This is a genomic window from Streptomyces sp. PT12 (assembly GCF_003311645.1).
Lineage (GTDB): Bacteria > Actinomycetota > Actinomycetes > Streptomycetales > Streptomycetaceae > Streptomyces.
Window position 1 is genome coordinate 30,564 of sequence record NZ_QEST01000167.1, and the last position, 16,485, is coordinate 47,048.

Consider the following 16,485-nt stretch of genomic DNA (forward strand, 5'->3'; position numbering starts at 1 on the left):
GCGGCCTCCGCGAGCCGCCTGGGCGCCGGGCCGGGTCAGCGGTCGAACCGCTGGGACGCGAAGAGCGTCGCCGCCGGGTCGAAGGCGAGCGCGATATGGGTGGCGATGGAGTTCACGTCGGACCACAGCCGTTGCAGCGGGTTGCCCGTGGTGTGCCCCGAGGTGCCCGCCGTGGCGAACATCCGGTTGACGGCGTTGGTCACCAGCTCGGTCGCCAGCGCGTAGTCTCGCATGTTCTGCGCCACCTCCCCCTCGGTGACCCGGGACCCGCCGTCGGCCAGCCGCGCCGCCCGCTCCAACAGCAGTGCGGCGGCGTCGAGTTCGCCGGCGGCCCGGGTCAGCACCGCGTCATAGGTGCCGCGCGACGGGCCAGGCACGCCGGGCCGGCCACCGCCGCGGGCCAGCCGCTGCGCCGTCGTCTCGGTCCACAGCCGCAGCGCGGCGCGGCCGGCGCCCACCGCGGCGGGCGCGCAGGACAGCCCGTTGACCGCCTGGATCGGCACGGAGTGGCAGTCTGCCGCCGAGTCAAGCGGCCTGCCATCGAACAGCCGCTGCCGGTCCACGCTCCGCGCCTCGGGCACGAACTGGCCGTCGACGACGAGAGTGTTGCTGCCGGTGGCCCGCATGCCGGAGCCGTGCCAGGTGTCCTGGACGGTGAAGTCGGCGCGTGGCAGGGCGAACAGCTTGGCGGGCGGGGGGCCCTGGCGCTCCGCCTCGTCGCCGGGCAGCACGGCGCAGACCACAGCCCAGTCGCAGTAGTCGACGCCGCTGATGTACGCCCAGGAGCCGGTGACCCGCCAGCCGCCTGGCGCGGGCGTTGCCCTGCCGACCGGGGACAGCGAGCCCACCACGAAGGTGTCGCCCCCCTTGGCCCACACCTCATCGCGCCCCTCGCTCGGCAGGAACGCGGCCATCCGTGCCAGGCTGGAGGCCACGGAGGCGCACCAGGCCGTGGCCGGACAGCCCTCGGCCACGGTGGCGACGGCCGCGTTGAACTCCTCGAAGGTGCCCTCATTGCCGCCCTGCGCGGCGGGCACGAAGTGGCGCGCGAACCCCGTCTCCAGCATCAGCCCGACCACGTCGGGGGTCAGCCGCCGCCGCTCCTCCGCCGCCTGGGCGCGGCTGTGGGCCAGTTCGGCCAGCTTGGCCGACCGAGCGACAAGTCCGGTTCCCTGCGGAGCGTTTCGGTCCATTCCCGCCTCCTTGCGAACACCACTGGTTCAGAGCTTCTGACCATGGCGCGCACCGCTGGACCAGGGCTCGGGTCGCGCTTGAGCCCGGAGCGCGAAGCGCCCCGCCCCCGGGTCCCTGCCCTCGTGGGAAAACGAGGAGTGCGGAGGGACGGTGGGTGCGGGGCCTTCGAGGCGGTCCGACCTGTGGGTCAGCCGTTGAGGAAGGTGGTGCCGACCGGGTCGTAGCGGTCACCAGCGACGGCCTCGGCCGGCGCGGCGGCCTCGATCGCGGCCAGCTCATCGCCGGACAGCTCCAGAGTGGCGGCCGCGAGGTTCTCCTCAAGGTACCGCTGGCGGCGGGTGCCGGGGATCGGCACCACGTCATCGCCGCGGCGCTGGAGCCAGGCCAGGGCCAGCTGTCCCGCGGTCACGCCGCGCGCCGCGGCCAGCTCGTCCAGCCGGGCGACGATCGCCAGGTTCTTCTCCAGGTTGCCTTCGGCGAACCGCGGCTGGTAGCGGCGCACGTCGTTGGCGGCCAGCTCGCCAAGCGAGCGGTACTGGCCGGTCAGGAACCCGCGCCCCAGCGGCGCGTACGGGACCACGCCGACGCCGAGCTCGCGGCAGACCGGCACGATCTCCCGCTCCAGGTCCCGGCTCCACAGCGACCACTCGCTCTGGAGCGCGGCGATCGGGTGCACCGCGTGCGCCCGCCTGATGGTCTCAGGACTGGCCTCGGAGAGCCCGAGGTGGCGGACCTTGCCGGCCTGGACCAGCTCGGCCATGGCGCCGACGGTCTCCTCGATCGGCACCTCCCGGTCGACCCGGTGCTGGTAGTACAGGTCGATGTGGTCCACGCCGAGCCGGCGCAGCGAGGCGTCGCAGGCCCGCCGCACGTAGGCGGCGTCGCCGCGCACCTGGATGGGCTCGCCGAGGCGGTTGGCGAAGCCGAACTTGGTGGCGAGCACCACCTCGTCACGGCGGTCGGCGATCGCCCGGCCGACCAGCTCCTCGTTGTGTCCCGAGCCGTAGTAGTCGGAGGTGTCGAGGAAGGTCACCCCGAGGTCGAGGGCCCGGTGCAGGGTGGCGATCGACTGGGCGTCGTCCGTGGCGCCGTAGGCATGGCTCATGCCCATGCACCCGAGACCCTGCGCGGAGACCGCCAGTTTGCCGAGATGCCGGGTGGGGACGGGGGTCATGGGGAAAGCCTCCTGGGCTCGGGGGTTCTCTTGGGCAGACGCTAGAAGCTGGAGTGCGCTCCATGTCAACCCGGCGTGGCCGCGTCCCCCACACCCGGTGACGTCCGGGCAGGGCAGGACGGCCCCCGGCACTGGCGTTCCCGCTCCCCGCATCGCGTCCGCGACGGGGGAGACGGTCACGTCGGCTCCGGAGGCCAGACCCCGCAGGCCGCGTCAACACCGGCCGGGCGACGGGGAGTTCAGCTCACTCGCCGCCCGCCCGCTGGGTGGCAAGCGGACGGGTTCCGGCCACCACGGGGGCGGCCGCAGGACGCTTCTTCCTCGGGTTCGACCAGCGCTGGGTCAGGGGGCGCTCGATCAGCGCGTACAGCGCCCAGGAGGCCAGGATCGAGGCGCCGAGGAAGAGCGCCATCAGGCCGACCGCGCCGGGGATCGAGTACGCGTTGCTGCCCAGCATCTTCCAGACGCCGACCATCACCGTGTAGTGCACCAGGTAGAAGGCGAAGGAGATGTCGCCGAGCCAGACCATCACCTTGTTGCGGAAGAGGGTGAACCGCCCTTCGTTGTCGGCGATCGCGCCCGCGGCGATCAGCATGGCGGCCGGCACGATGCAGATGGCCTTCGATGAGTAGATGTACGGCGTGTAGTAGCCGACCACATAGCTCGCCACGAGCAGTGCGCCGGACCAGATCATGCCGATGTTCCGCCAGGTGCCGGCCATCACCGCGCGGGCCACCAGGATGCCGAGCGCGAAGTCAAGGATGCGCGGGATCGGCAGGATGTAGGAGTAGAAGTACTGGTTGACCGAGGTCTCAGGCTCCATGTCCATGAAGAGGGTGCCCTCGGGGACCAGCAGCACGGAGAGGAACGGCGTGGCGAAGATGCCGACGATCACGCCGACGATCCACAGGTTGATCCGCTGGACCGGGATCTTCTTCACCCAGTGCAGCAGCACGGGGAACGACAGGTAGAAGACCAGCTCAACGGCGAGCGACCAGCCGGCCGGGTTCACGCCGAAGTTGACGGCGAAGTCCGGGTACCAGACCTGGATCATCAACAGGTTGAGCAGCCCGATCTCCAGGTCGGTGAGCGGCGCCGCGAACACCACCATGGCCAGGCCCCACACCAGCACGTAGTTGGGGACGATCTTGACCAGCCTGCGCCGCCAGAAGCGCGGCGCGGTGTCGCTGTCCCGTGCCGACCAGGTGAGCACAAAGCCGCTGAGCACGAAGAAGAAGGTGACGCCGAGCGCGCCTAGGTGGCTGACGGCGTTGTTGTAGGTGGTCACGGCGGACTCGCTGGTCAGCCAGGGGACGCCCAGGTAGCCCAGGAGCGACGCGTGGTAGATGAAGACCACGAACGCCGCGGGGAAACGCAGCCCGGTGAGCGTGTTGAGGCGGTTGGACCGGGCACGCCCCGGCGCCGCCGCGGCGGCGGGCGGTGGCGCGCCGTCCGCCGATTCCTGCCCGGGCACGGGCACTCTGTCCGTCGACACGTTCTGCTCCTTGGGGGGTGAGGGGATCTGCGAGCCGGTGGTGGCGCCGAACGCCGCGGTGCCGCACCGCCCGCGTCGGCGGACCGGCGCCGGGAACTTCCTCCGCCGCCGCGAAGTTGGACCGACCGAGCGGTTCCGGGGCGCTGGACTCCGGGCGCGTTCCTCGAATTCCTCGCCGAACGCGCCACCACATGCGTTACCGAATGCGTTACCGAGATTCGTCACCGAGTGCGTTCCTGCTCCGGCCGCTTCCAAAGGCGGGCCCCACCCGGGGAAAAGCGCCGGAACGCAGTGAAAGCTACTAGACCCGGCGCGGAACAACCGGGGCGGATTTATAGGGGTGTTGTGAGCACCACCCTGCGCCGCGCCGCCCCCGCGAAACCCCCGGCACACCGGGTCGAGCCGGGCGTCCGCCGCTCGTTGACTGGTGTTCGCACCACCATGTCCGGCAGGCACTTCCCGCCGCGCGCGACGGCCGACGACAATGGCTCGGTGGAATATCCGGAACGCACCGCGCACCACGCCGCATTCGCTTACCCCGCGTCGGAAAGGAAGCGGCGTTCGGGCCAGGACGAACGCGGCGCCGCTTCCGGGGCGGCCTGATGCGGGCGGTCGGCGCCATACTGCGGGATCCGGCGAAGCCGTTCACCATCGAGGAGTTCGAGCTGGCCGACCCAGGACCCGGCGAGGTCCTGGTCCGGGTGGTGGGCGTCGGGCTGTGCCACACCGACCTGCTGCTGCGCGACCGGCCCGCGCTGCCGCTGCCGATGGTCTTCGGCCACGAGGGCTCGGGCGTCGTCGAGGCGGTCGGCCCAGGGGTGCGCCGGATCGCCCCCGGCGACCACGTGGTGCTCAGCTACGACTCCTGCGGCTGGTGCGGGCAGTGCCAGGCCGGATCGTCCGCGTACTGCGACGAGTTCACCGCTCGCAACCTCACCGGAACCCGGCCTGACGGCACGACCGGCGCGCGGGACCTGGCCGGCGGCCCGCTCGCCGCCCGCTGGTTCGGCCAGTCCTCGTTCGCCACCCACGCCCTCGCCACCGAGCGCAACGTGGTCCCTGTCGACCCGGCGCTGCCGCTGGCCCTGCTCGGGCCGCTGGCCTGCGGCATCCAGACGGGGGTCGGCTCGGTACTCAACTCGCTGCGGGTGCCGCCCGGCGCGGGCATCGCCGTCTTCGGCGTCGGGACGGTCGGCCTGGCGGCCGTGATGGCGGCGCGGATCGCGGGCGCCGACGAGATCGTCGCCGTCGACCTGCACCCGCGCCGCCTGGCACTCGCCCTGGAGCTTGGCGCCACCCGCGCGGTGGACGGCGCGGAGCCCGAACTGGCGGCGGCCGTCGGCCAGGTGGATCACACCCTCGACACCACCGGCGTCCCTGAGGTGATGCACACCGCGATCGCCGTGCTGCGCCCCCGGGGGAGCTGCGGCCTCGTCGGCGGCGGCAGCGGCCAGCTCACCGTGCGGCCACAGCTGTTGGCGGGCCGGATGCTGCGCTACCTGATCGAGGGCGAGGCCGTGCCGCACCAGTTCATCCCCCGGCTGATCGGGCTCTGGAAGCAGGGCAGGCTGCCCTTCGACCGCCTGGTGCGCAGCTACCCGCTGACCGCGGTCAACGAGGCGGAACGCGACGCCGCCGACGGGACGGCCATCAAGCCGGTCCTGCTGCCTGGCAGCCCCTGACCCACCCACCGCGCACCCGGGCGGAGCGCCAGGAGAGGACAACCATGACCGGGACCGCCAGCGGGCTTGACGCCCGCACCATGACCGTCGACGGGGTGGCGCTGCCGGCCACCGGCACCCTGGACGTGATCGACCCGGCGACCGGCCGGGTCTTCGCCCAGGCGCCCGACTGCGCGGCGCCCCAGCTGGACCGGGCGATGGCGGCGGCGGCCGCCGCGTTCCCCGCCTGGCGCCACGACGAGGCGGCGCGCCGCGCGCTGCTGCGCCGGTCCGCCGACGCCGTGGACGCCGCCGCCGGCCAACTGGCGCCGCTGCTCACGGCGGAGCAGGGCAAGCCGCTCGACCAGGCCCGCCGTGAGGTTGCCTCCACCGGGCGCTGGCTGCGCTACTTCGCCGAGCTTGAGCGGGCGCCAGAGCCCGCCCCTGAGGCCACTCCAGGCGCCGCCGTCGAGGTGCTTCGCCGCCCGCTTGGCGTGGTGGCCGCCATCACCCCATGGAACTACCCGCTGCTGCTGGCCGCCTGGAAGATCGCCCCGGCGCTGCGCGCGGGGAACACGGTGGTGCTCAAGCCGTCCCCGTACACCCCGTTGACCAGCCTGCTGCTCGGCGAGGTCCTGCGCCCTGTGCTGCCGCCAGGCGTGCTCAACGTGGTCAGCGGCGGCGACCGGCTGGGCGCCTTGATGACGGCCCACCCGACGCCCAGGAAGATCAGCTTCACCGGCTCGGTGGCCACCGGCCGCCAGGTCGCCGCCACCGCCGCCCTTGACCTCAAGCGGCTGACGCTGGAACTCGGCGGCAACGACCCGGCGTTGGTGCTGGACGACGCCGACCCGACGGCGATCGCCGACGCGCTCTTCGGGGCCGCCTTCGTCAACAACGGGCAGGCATGCATGGCCGCCAAGCGGGTCTACGCCCCGAGCCGACTGGCCGGTCCCCTGGTCGAGGCGCTCGCGGCGCGCGCCAGGGCGGTGCGGGTCGACGCCGGCACCGTGCCCGGCGCCCAGCTCGGCCCGGTCAGCAACCGCCCCCAGTACGAACGGGTCGGCGGGCTGGTCGATGACGCGCTGCGGCACGGCGCGGTGGCCGCGGTCGGCGGGCGACAGATCGACCGGCCCGGCTACTTCTTCGAGCCGACCGTGCTCGCCGGCGCCGCGGACGGCACCCGCGTCGTGGACGAGGAGCAGTTCGGCCCGGTGCTGCCCGTCGTCGCCTACCGGGACCTCGACGCGGTGGTGCGCCGGGTGAACGCGGCGCCCTACGGGCTGACCGCCTCGGTCTGGTCGGCCGACCCCGGGCGGGCCGCCGGGGTGGCGGCCAGGCTGGAGGCCGGGCAGGTCTCGGTCAACGCGCACGGCAACGGTGTCCTGCCGCACCTGCCGTTCGGCGGCCACCGGGCGAGCGGCCTGGGTGTCGAGAACGGCCCCTGGGGCCTGGCCGCCTACACCGACCTCCAGGTCAGGCTCCGCCCGGCCACCGGCTGACGCCGGGGGCCGCCCCTGGCCGTGTGCACATCGACACCGCGGCGCAGGTCACGTACGGGCAGACGTCGCCGGACGCCGCGCTGTTCTGGTGAGGCGGTGCGGGCCGCCGCACGCCGCGCGGGCCTGGTGGGCCACAGGCCGTATTGACCTGACCATGCCATTATCGCGATCATGGCGCCACCCCCACCCAGGAGATGCGCATGCGCAGATTTCCGCGCGGCAGGCGGACCGCCATCGCCGCCACCGTTCTCACCCTCGCCCTGGCCGTCACGACCGGAGCGCAGGCCACCGCGGCCCCCGAAGGCTCGGCCTCGGAAGGCTCGGCCCCCGACGGCCGGGCCCGGGCGGCGGACGCCGTCAGGCAGTACGAGGTCGGCGACGTGGCTACGGCCCACGCCCGCACGGCCCTGGCCCGCACCGGCACCGCGATCGACGAGGTCCGTTCGTCGTCCGTGGTGATCACCGCGGACGAGGCCCACGCCCAGCGCCTGGCCGACCTCGGCTACGAGCTGACCGCCCTCACCGCGCCGACCGGGCGCGGCGGCCCCATCACCGCCGCCGCGCCCGGGGACTACCACACCTATGGCGAGGCGCTCGCCGCCGTCGCCGAGGCCGAGGCGGCCTACCCCGACCTGGTCAGCAGCCAGGTCATCGGCCAGTCCCACGAGGGCCGCGACATCGTCGCGGTCAAGGTCAGCGCGAACGTGGCCGCCGACGAGGACGAGCCCGAGGTGCTGTTCACCCACAACCAGCACGCCCGCGAGCACCTGACCGTCGAGATGGCGCTCTACACCCTGGGCGAGCTGACCTCCCAGTACGGCACCGACCCCGAGATCACCGCCCTCCTCGACAGCCGCGAGGTGTGGCTGATCCCCTCCGTCAACCCGGACGGCAAGGTCTACGACCAGGAGTCGGGATCGTTCCGCAGCTGGCGCAAGAACCGGCAGCCCAACGCGGGCTCCTCCTCCATAGGCACCGACCTGAACCGCAACTGGGCCTATGAATGGGGCTGTTGCGGTGGCTCCTCGGGCTCGCCCGGCAGCGAGACCTATCGGGGCTCCGCCCCCGAGTCGGGCCCCGAGACGACCGTGGTCGCCGACTTCGTGCGCGGCCGCGTGGTCGGCGGCGAGCAGCAGATCACCGCGCACATCGACTTCCACACCTATGGCGAACTGGTGCTGTGGCCCTACGGCTTCACCTACGCGGACACCGCGCCCGGGCTCACCGCGGACGACGCGGCGGCGTTCGAGGCGCTGGGCACCGCGATGGCCGACAGCAACGGCTACACCCCGCAGCAGTCAAGCGACCTCTACATCACGGACGGCACGATCAACGACTGGTTCTGGGCGGACCAGGGGATCTTCTCGTTCACGTTCGAGATGTACCCGACGTCGAGCGGCGGCGGTGGGTTCTACCCGCCGGGGGACGTGATCGACCGGGAGACCAGCCGCAACAGGGAGGCCGTGCTGACGCTGCTGTCCTACGCGGACTGCGCCTACCGGGCCGCGGGTCTCGAGGGAGAGTACTGCGCCGCCTGAGCCGCCCCGCGCCGCACACCGTGACCGGCCGTGGCGCGGCCGGTCACGGTGGGGCGGGCGGTGGCGGTGACACGGGCGTGGTCGGCGTGGCGGCGCTAGGCTGGCGGAATGAGTGAGTCCGCCGCGCCGTCCCGGGATGTTCTGGCCGGGCAGGTCGCCGAGTTGGCCCGGCGGGTCTCCGAGCTCGAGTCCAGGCTCGGCGGCGGCGCGCGGCCCCCGGGGGGCGAGGCCGAGCCGCCCGACACCTACCCCGACACGTACTGGGCGCTGCCGCACCTCAGGGAGCGCCTGGAGGAGGCGGAGCACGGCGGGGTCCTGTTCGCCGGGTCCGTGGTCGTGCCCAGCGGCCAGCGGGTGGAGTGGGAGCGTTCCGCCGCGACCGACGCCGTGCTGGGCACGGACTGGTCGGAGCTCGCCGAGACGCTGGGCGCGCTGGGGCAGCCGGTGCGGCTGCGGCTCGTCCAGGCCCTGCTCGAGGGGCGCAGCGCGGTCGCCGAGCTCACGGAGCTCGACGGTCTCGGCACGACGGGCCAGATCTACCACCATCTGCGGCAGTTGGTGGCCGCCGGCTGGCTGGAGACGACCACGCGCGGCCGTTACCAGGTGCCGCCCACGCGGCTCGTCCCCCTCCTGATCATGATCACGGCCGCCCGCCGTTAGGGCGCCCGTCGTTAGGCCGCCCTGTGTCCGTCAACAGGGAGAACGGAGACTCATGACGCGGGCCGGTCCCGGGTGCTCGCCGGGTAGGAAATCACCAAGCGCGCTTCGGGCTTGTCGATGACGTAGCCGCTCACGAGTCGGTCGCCGGGGGTGTTCGACGGGTAGACGGTGATGAGCGGTTGCACGGTCCTGTCGTTGTCCCACAGATTGATCTGTCGGCACAGCCGGGACGCCAGGTCGGCACCGGCCGGGCCGTAACCAGCCGCCCCCAACGCGAATCGGGGGGTGCCGCCCTCCTCGCCGGGGAGGCGTTCGAAGACGAAGTACGCCAGCGAGTCATCCTCCACCAGCGCGGGAGTGCGGCTGAGGATGGCGGGCTTGCGCAGACCGGCGTCCACCGCGGCCTGCTGTGCCTCGAAGCGGCAGGTTCCCCGCTCTGCCGCGGTCATGCGGAGCCACACGCCGTCGAAGGGGTCCTCGGGGCCGACGGTGGCGTTCGACCAGACGGTCACCGGGGCGTGGTCGAGCACGCCCCTCAGCGCTTCGGGGTCGATGGGCTGGTCCGCGTCCCAGTGGAGGGTGACGTGCCCGTCGTCGTCGATGTGCCCCTGGCGTTCGCCGTCCTGCCCGATCATGGGGAGGAAGCCGCAGAGCTCGACGGAGTCCGACACCATGCAGTCGTCCTCACGGGTGAAGGCGACGCTTCGGGTCTGTCCGCGCCAGCGCAGCGGCAGTACCAGGCGCCCGCCGGGGGCGAGCTGCTCCCACCAGGCAGCAGGGACATCCCAGACACCCACGGTGGCGATCACTCGGTTGTAGGGGGCGTCTTCGGCGGCGCCGAGAGCGCCGTCCCGGGTGACAACGTTGATGTGGTCGTATCCGGTTGCGTCAAGCGCCTCGCGTGCGTGCCGCGTCACGTCCGGGTCGATGTCGACCGTGGTGACGCGGCCTGACGGGCCGACGAGATGCGCCAGGAGGGCAGCGTTGTAGCCGGTGCCGGCGCCGATCTCCAGGACGCGGTCCCCGACTCGAACGTCGAGCTGTTCGAGCATCGTGGCGACAACGGAGGGCACCGAGGCGCAGCTCAGGGGCAGAGGACCGTCGTTGTTCGGCTTGATGGTGATGGCCTCGTTGGTGTACGCCCGCTCGACGCTGACGGCGGGAACGTGCTCGTGGCGGCGCACCGTCCGCATCGCCTCCTCGACGCGGGCGGAGCGGATTCCCCCTGCCTCCACGATGCGATCGACCATGCGGTTTCGCAGCGCGTCGGGCGAGGCGCTGACGGGAGAAGCGGTGTTCATCGTTGTCCTTTCCGGGGGCGCGCGGCCTGGCTGAACCAGGCGGCGGGCATGAGCGTAGTGAGTTGATCGTGACGCTGTGGGTGCGTGGAGTTGTCATCCCGCCAGCAGGAGGCAGGCATCCCAGCCCGAGCCGGGCGAGGTGTCGCCCCGGCTTGTGTGGTGGGCCAGGAACACGCCAGCCGTACCGTCCATCAGCCCGTCATGCGGGGGTGGCCCGTGACGACGCAGGTGTTCCTCCGTTCGGGCGTGGAGACGTGGCAGGTGCTCGACCAGCGGACTGTCTCCTCCCGCTTCGGTGGTCGTCCGCCAGGTCGTGTGGAGGACTCCGGCCCAGCCGTGGCACAGTGACGCGTCGGTGAGCTGGGCCAGTTGACGTTCGTCGTCGAGACAGCCGAGGAGCGCCTCCTCGGCGAGTTGCTTGCGCTGAGGGTCGCCGAGGGCAAGGGCGGCAATCTGCTGGGAACGGGCCAGGCCGGGGGTTCCGTAACACCAACTGGGCCGTCCCGGGCCAGGCCGTCTCGTCGCGCGCTCGTGATGTTCCTGGCGGGAAATCGTCTCCGGCCACCAGGCCCGCGCTCCGGCGCCTGATCGCCATAGGTCCAGCCAGCCGAGGATGCGGCCGATGGCATCGGCCTGTCCCGGAACGGCGTTGTCGTGTCTCATCGCCGCTCCCAGGAGTGCCAGCGGCCCCGCGATCCCGTGGGCCATCCCGAGATTGGCATGGCCGCCTGGCCAGTCGGTCGACGGCTGGTCGCCTGGGCCGTTGTCGGACCACCAGCCGGGGAGTTCCACGCCATCGGTCTTCAACGGTTCGGTCAAACGGACCAGGTAGCGCAGCACACCGAGGAGCGGTTCGCTTCCAGCGTGCCGACGCAGCAGGTAGGCCCCCAGCCCGGTCAGACCGCTGATGAGGTCGAACTCCCGTAAGGCGGGCCGCTGACCGCGGTCGATCCGTTCATGTGCCTCTTCGAGGAGACGCAGGGTCATCGTGGTGATGTGGGCGTCGAGAGTCGCCAGGGCCTTCGCGTACAACGGTGGTCCGGCGGCCTGGAGGGCAAAGGCGACGGCCGGGGCGCCCTGGTACAGGCCGCACGCCTTCGGGTCCGCGATCAGTGGAGCGCGAGTCATCGCGGTCGCCCACAGGTGTGCGGTGTGCCAGTCCCCGATGCCCATGCGGGCCTGTTCCATGTGCAGCAGGCCAATCCCCGCGGCCCCGCGGTAGAGGGACTGCCTCCACCACGCTTCGGCGTCCGGCCGCGGTATGGCTGGTCCGGAGTGGCGCTGCCTCATCGGTCGTCGTCTCCTCGTCGGGCCCGCCACGCGACCGCCACCTGGCGTGCGAGAGCGCGACACGCCTTCTCGTCCTCACGGTCCATGCCGACGGCCCGGTTGTGATGCATGTGGAGAAGGGACTCGAGAACCGCGTCCACGTCGGCGTCCTCGGGGAGTGACTCCCGATAGGAGGCCAAAGCGGCGGCCCGCCTCTGCCACGCCTGCCCGAGCTCCGCCGCCCCTCGAAGGAGAGGGTCAGGCAGCTCCTTCAGGGACAGGTCGAGAGCCTGGTCCTTGACCGCCCGGTCGACAACCGCCGCCGCTGGAACGGGCCGGGTGGCCAGCCAGCCCATTCCGTCGTGAGAGCCGAGGAAGCCCCGGGTGATGGCCGTCATCCCCATGGCCACCAAGGCCGTTGCGGGAACGGCACGGGCGGACGGGTGGCGTAGGGCGGCAGCGACGGTGCGGGAGTCGGCGACGAACGCCGCCTCGGCTGCTTCCATCGCCGCGCCGTCGCCGTAGCGGCCGATCTCGGGGCCGTAGCTGTCGAGGACCAGCTCGCCGGCCACCTTGGCGTCCCGCAGTCCATTGGCCCACTCCGCGACTGCGGCCACCTGAGCATCCGAGTCCTCTGCCTCCGAGGCACGGATACGCAGTCGAAGGTGGTCCGTCTCAAAAGGGCTGCGATAGCGCACGAACCAGTAGGCGGGATCGCCGGGGAGGGCCGCGAGGAGCCGGGGCAGGTGCTCGGCGATGATCTCGTCGAAGCACTCCGGGTGCGTATGGACCTTCGCGTTCAACCATCGGGCGCCGAGGAACCCGGGCGGGCGCCTGTGGGCGTTGGTCAGCCGAGGCAAGAGGCCGCCAAGGGGAGAAGGTGCGGGCTGACGCGTCGTGACGAGAGGAAGGGCGATCTCGTGAACGTGGCCGTTCAGCCATCCCCATTCATCGGCGCTGGCGCTTGTCTCAGTGAGCACAGCCCGCGCCTTCCGCCTGAGGTGAGCTCGCAGAATGGCGGCGTGAGTGGGCTCGTCGAGGGTGAGGCGGAGGGCCCGGTCGTCGTCATGCAGCTCGACCGTGCCGGGACAACGCCAACGCTGTCGCCACTCATCGAGGGCCTGTCGCCACGTGTCCTCGTCGGCGGTTTCGTCGGGCAGATCAGCGCCGGTGAGCTGCCACCGGCACGGAGACAGGACAGTTCGTCGATAGCGCACGCGGGGCAGACAGGGCAGGCGGCTGGCATGCGGTCCCCAGTCGAACCCTGTCCACGCCGCGGTGAAAGCTCTGGGCAGATGGGCCAGGAAGCGGGCCAGCGGCGGAGGCTGCTTCTCCAGCGCCATCGCATGGAAGACCTGCGGCTCGACCACCCTCCGCCGGGAGACGCTGACCAAGTAGAGGCTGTTCCGAGTTGCGGTGACGGCGAGATCGTCAAGAGGGACCGCATTCACGCGGTCCGCGTGACGGTGCTCGCCCAGCGAGATGACGTCGTGGAGATAGACCGGAATGCGGCAGACGTTTTCGGTGTGCGGATAGATGGGCGGGAACGATAACTGCACCGGAAGGGCTCCGGCAGTCAGGGTGGGCACGCTTCGGTATACCTCCCCCAGACCTGAGCCGACCGCGGCTGGAGTGAAGCGTGACGTGAGCGTTCCGGCAGAGCGGGCAGGGGTAACCGTAAGCGTGTATGCGCCGCGCTGAAGTGCCTCAGTGCTCGCAGCATGAACGCGGGCCGATATTTCCACGTGCGGTGGCAGGCACCACTCGTCAATTTTCTCAACGTCGGCCAACCTGGCGAGCAGTTCATCGGTGAGCACGATCTCGTGTTCTCCGTTCACCGCAGCTCTCCACGCCAGCGCCAGCAGGCGTTCATCCCGCTCGTTCGGCCACGGCTGAGGTGAAACCAACAGGCTGCCGGGATATTCGGCCGGGAAGCCGAGGCCGGAGGCCGGGTCGACGACGTCTGTGAGGGGCACCAAAGTGCCGGTGCCGTACCGCTCCCAGAAGGCCACATGGAAGTCCTTCCACACGGCCTGGCCCGTCGGCTGACGCGAGAGCAGAAGCAGGGCAGTCGCGGCGCGCTCCAACTCCAGGGCAACGCCCCTCGGGAGGTGCACCTCGCAGTCGAGCAGCAGATCGACCGCGAGGAGGGTACGCCCGGCCGTTGAGAGGCCACGCATGCGGCGCGTGATGGTCCCGCGCAGGCGTGCTTGTTCGCCTGGGAGGGCTTCGTGGTTGTGCTGATGGACGTCGGCCTGAATGGCTTCGAGGTTTTCAAGCAGTCGCCCGGCGCCTGGGACGGTGTTCGCCCCTGCCTCGCGGAGTCGTTCGACGAGATGGCCGAGCGGGTCGGTCTCGGTCAACGGGGCGCGCAGGCCGGAGATGAGGAAACCTCGTTGAACGAGCTCGGTGAGCATGGAGACCGCCCTGGCCCGGTCGGTCCCCGGGAAGGCCGCGGCGACCCTGTCGGCGAGAGAGCCAAAACGCACGCGCGTCGCGGCTATCTGCCGCACCGTACGCACGGCGTCGGTGTACCGAATGCTCGCACGCCGAGGTCCGCCATGAGGGACTTGCAGTCTCGCGCCGCGCCGGACGGCGAGATTGTTGAACACCACGTCCAGGCGCTCCAGCAGAAGGAGTTGCGATTCCAACGTGGCGGCGACACTGGCCAACCATTCCGTGTCGACGCGAGCAACGGACCGGTGCTCGCGTCCCCAACGCACTCGGGCAGTCGGCGCCAGCTCGACCGGAGATACGCCGGCGAACAAGCCGAACGGGGTCGGGCGGCCGGTGGCGCGCAGCAGGTAACGAACCGTGGCCAGCGTGGCACGACGGAGCTGTTTGGCCGAGGTGTTCGCGCCCGAGAGGGCGGCTTCGACTCGATCGGCGAGGGTGACACTTGCTTGTCGAATGGCTTCTGGGAGGCCAGGCCGTGACCACGTCTGCTCCAGCCACTCACGGCACGAGTCCTCGCTACCCACATCAGGCCAGGAGGCGGCTGTCTGGTTCAGAGGCGAGGCCGCGGCGCGCAGAAGCGCTACCCCGGTGTGTCGATACAGCGGTTTCACGTCGGTTCCGTCTTCCGCCGTTGGGAAGGGGGGGTGGGGCCGGGGTGAATCAATCACCCCGGCCCCGTGGAGCGCTGTGTCACACGGCGCTGGCGCAAGCCGAGGCGCAGGTGGACTCACACCCGTCGCCCGTGCCGCAGGCGTCGGGCATCGTGTCGGCGCCAACCTCGGTGACGATGGTCACGTCGAGGTCGAACGGATCGATGTCGGACTCCGGCCGATCGATCGTTGCGGTGCTCAGCATTGTCGACGCCATCTTGTCCTCTTTCTCCCATAGCACCTGTTGAAGCAGAGACAGGCCGCCACTTACCCCCAGTAGTCGACGTCCTGCGGCTCTGTGACTACGGTGAACCCAACTGCCGTGAAGTCGCAAGACGTTGAGTTGCACATGTGCGAATCCTGCTCGTGTCAGCAGGCCCCAAACCTCCGTGCACTGATGCTGGATGAACAGGTGGGGGATGATGAGCAGCACACCATGCGCACGCCAGCAGCCGAGGAGAGACCATGGCCAAGCCACTGGCGACGATGCGACGCAAGCGCCTCGGCCTGGAGCTGAAGCGCATGCGCGAGGCGCGGGCCCTGGATCGGGAGGCCGTCGCGAGCATCCTCCAGACGGACTTGTCTCGCATCTCACGCATCGAGACCGGGAAGGCGACCCTGAGCAGGCTTGAGCTGAGCACCTGGCTCGACGCCTGCGAGGTCAACGATGACCGGCTCCGCTCCGGGCTCCTTCAGCTCAACGCGCAGGGGAGGAAGAAGGGCTGGTGGCAGAAGAGGGGAGACTTCATCCCGCCCACCCTCCAGGAGGCCATTGACCTGGAGCAGACGGCGAGCGTCATCTTCGAGCATCGACAGGCGTTCGTCCCCGGCCTTCTCCAGACGGCCGAGTATGCGGAAGCCATGATCCGCAGCTTTCCACTGGTCGGCGGCGGCACCGTCGAGGAGGGCGTTCAGGTGCGCATGACCCGCCAGGAGGTCCTCGACGGACCGAGCGCGCCGCAGGCGTTCTGGATCCTGGACGAGGCGGCGTTGCACCGCGAGGTGGGCGGCCCGAAGGTGATGGCAGGTCAGCTCAGGAAGCTACTCGACGCCGGCAACCCACCCCACTTGAACATCCAGGTTCTCCCTTTCAGGCGGGGCGCATACCACTGCATCTCCAGCTCTTTCCATCTTTTCACTTACAAAGAGCCATCCGAAATGGACCTGGTGCTCGTGGAATATGAGCGAGGGAGGCTCTTCCTGGAGGAGGACTATGATGTGGAACCATTCCGGCGTTCATCCGACCGCCTGAGAGATCAGGCGCTTTCGACGGAAGACTCCAAGGAGTTGATCTCCTCCATCATGCAATCCTTTGAGCGAAACTGAGAGCAGCACATGCGATACGGCCTCCCGGAAGACCGCTGGACGAAGTCGTCTTACAGCACCGCAGGCGGTAACGATTGCCTGGAAACACAGACCATTGACGGGCATCTGGCTGTCCGTGACAGCAAGACACCAGAACGGGGTGCGCATATATTCACCCCAGAGACTTGGGGCTCCTTTCTGAAATTCGTGAAATCCCAAGGCATTTACTGAGGTTGAACTCGTGGTGTCGTGAGGGCTGACGGTTCGTCGCTGGTGCGG

At 70.6% G+C, this 16,485-nt stretch carries 14 protein-coding genes; 7 read left to right on the forward strand and 7 right to left on the reverse strand.

Features of this window, described 5'->3' with window-relative positions:
* Positions 1-35: 35 nt before the first annotated feature.
* From DEH69_RS19020 to DEH69_RS19030, 3 genes are all read right to left on the reverse strand, one after another.
* Positions 36-1,193, reverse strand: coding sequence for an acyl-CoA dehydrogenase family protein (locus tag DEH69_RS19020; RefSeq protein ID WP_113688189.1), 1,158 nt, complete (start codon positions 1,191-1,193; stop codon positions 36-38).
* Between the two features lie 188 nt (positions 1,194-1,381).
* A complete protein-coding gene (locus DEH69_RS19025; protein ID WP_113688190.1) occupies positions 1,382-2,368 on the reverse strand; it encodes an aldo/keto reductase in 987 nt (328 codons plus the stop codon).
* 244 nt (positions 2,369-2,612) lie between these two features.
* A complete protein-coding gene (locus tag DEH69_RS19030; RefSeq protein ID WP_258534769.1) occupies positions 2,613-3,863 on the reverse strand; it encodes an acyltransferase in 1,251 nt (416 codons plus the stop codon).
* A gap of 345 nt (positions 3,864-4,208) precedes the next feature.
* Between DEH69_RS19030 and DEH69_RS31085 the strand changes: the two genes are divergently transcribed.
* From DEH69_RS31085 to DEH69_RS19050, 5 genes are all read left to right on the forward strand, one after another.
* Positions 4,209-4,466 (forward strand): hypothetical protein, encoded by a 258-nt coding sequence (locus tag DEH69_RS31085; RefSeq protein WP_147255692.1) that lies wholly within the window; start codon positions 4,209-4,211, stop codon positions 4,464-4,466.
* A complete protein-coding gene (locus DEH69_RS19035) occupies positions 4,466-5,545 on the forward strand; it encodes an NAD(P)-dependent alcohol dehydrogenase (protein ID WP_113688191.1) in 1,080 nt (359 codons plus the stop codon). The genes DEH69_RS31085 and DEH69_RS19035 overlap by 1 nt, the downstream gene beginning before the upstream one ends.
* Before the next feature lie 44 nt (positions 5,546-5,589).
* On the forward strand, positions 5,590-7,026 hold the full coding sequence (locus tag DEH69_RS19040; protein ID WP_309302871.1) for an aldehyde dehydrogenase family protein: 1,437 nt from the start codon (positions 5,590-5,592) through the stop codon (positions 7,024-7,026).
* 200 nt (positions 7,027-7,226) lie between these two features.
* A complete protein-coding gene (locus DEH69_RS19045) occupies positions 7,227-8,564 on the forward strand; it encodes a M14 family metallopeptidase (RefSeq protein ID WP_113688192.1) in 1,338 nt (445 codons plus the stop codon).
* Positions 8,565-8,672: 108 nt separating this feature from the next.
* Complete coding sequence (locus DEH69_RS19050; RefSeq protein WP_113688193.1) at positions 8,673-9,224, forward strand: helix-turn-helix transcriptional regulator; 552 nt, start codon at positions 8,673-8,675, stop codon at positions 9,222-9,224.
* 50 nt (positions 9,225-9,274) lie between these two features.
* Here DEH69_RS19050 and fxlM read toward each other — a convergent pair whose 3' ends face one another.
* The 4 genes from fxlM to DEH69_RS19070 form a co-directional block, all read right to left on the reverse strand.
* Positions 9,275-10,525 carry a methyltransferase, FxLD system gene (gene fxlM, locus DEH69_RS19055; protein WP_113688194.1) on the reverse strand — a complete coding sequence of 417 codons (1,251 nt, stop codon included), beginning with the start codon at positions 10,523-10,525 and terminating at the stop codon, positions 9,275-9,277.
* Positions 10,526-10,618: 93 nt separating this feature from the next.
* A complete protein-coding gene (locus DEH69_RS19060; RefSeq protein ID WP_113688195.1) occupies positions 10,619-11,815 on the reverse strand; it encodes a lanthionine synthetase C family protein in 1,197 nt (398 codons plus the stop codon).
* Entirely contained in the window at positions 11,812-14,862 is a 3,051-nt protein-coding gene (locus DEH69_RS19065) for a lantibiotic dehydratase (protein ID WP_113688196.1), read from the reverse strand. The genes DEH69_RS19060 and DEH69_RS19065 overlap by 4 nt, the downstream gene beginning before the upstream one ends.
* Before the next feature lie 79 nt (positions 14,863-14,941).
* Complete coding sequence (locus DEH69_RS19070) at positions 14,942-15,106, reverse strand: FxLD family lanthipeptide (protein ID WP_113688207.1); 165 nt, start codon at positions 15,104-15,106, stop codon at positions 14,942-14,944.
* A 260-nt stretch (positions 15,107-15,366) separates the two neighbouring features.
* On the opposite strand from DEH69_RS19070, the gene DEH69_RS19075 reads away from it, so the two are divergent.
* Together DEH69_RS19075 and DEH69_RS19080 are read left to right on the forward strand one after the other, a co-directional pair.
* The gene (locus DEH69_RS19075; RefSeq protein ID WP_113688197.1) at positions 15,367-16,227 is read left to right on the forward strand and encodes a helix-turn-helix transcriptional regulator; all 861 of its coding nucleotides are present in this window, start codon (positions 15,367-15,369) and stop codon (positions 16,225-16,227) included.
* Between the two features lie 9 nt (positions 16,228-16,236).
* Entirely contained in the window at positions 16,237-16,437 is a 201-nt protein-coding gene (locus DEH69_RS19080) for a DUF397 domain-containing protein (protein WP_113688198.1), read from the forward strand.
* The last annotated feature ends 48 nt before the right edge of the window (positions 16,438-16,485 follow it).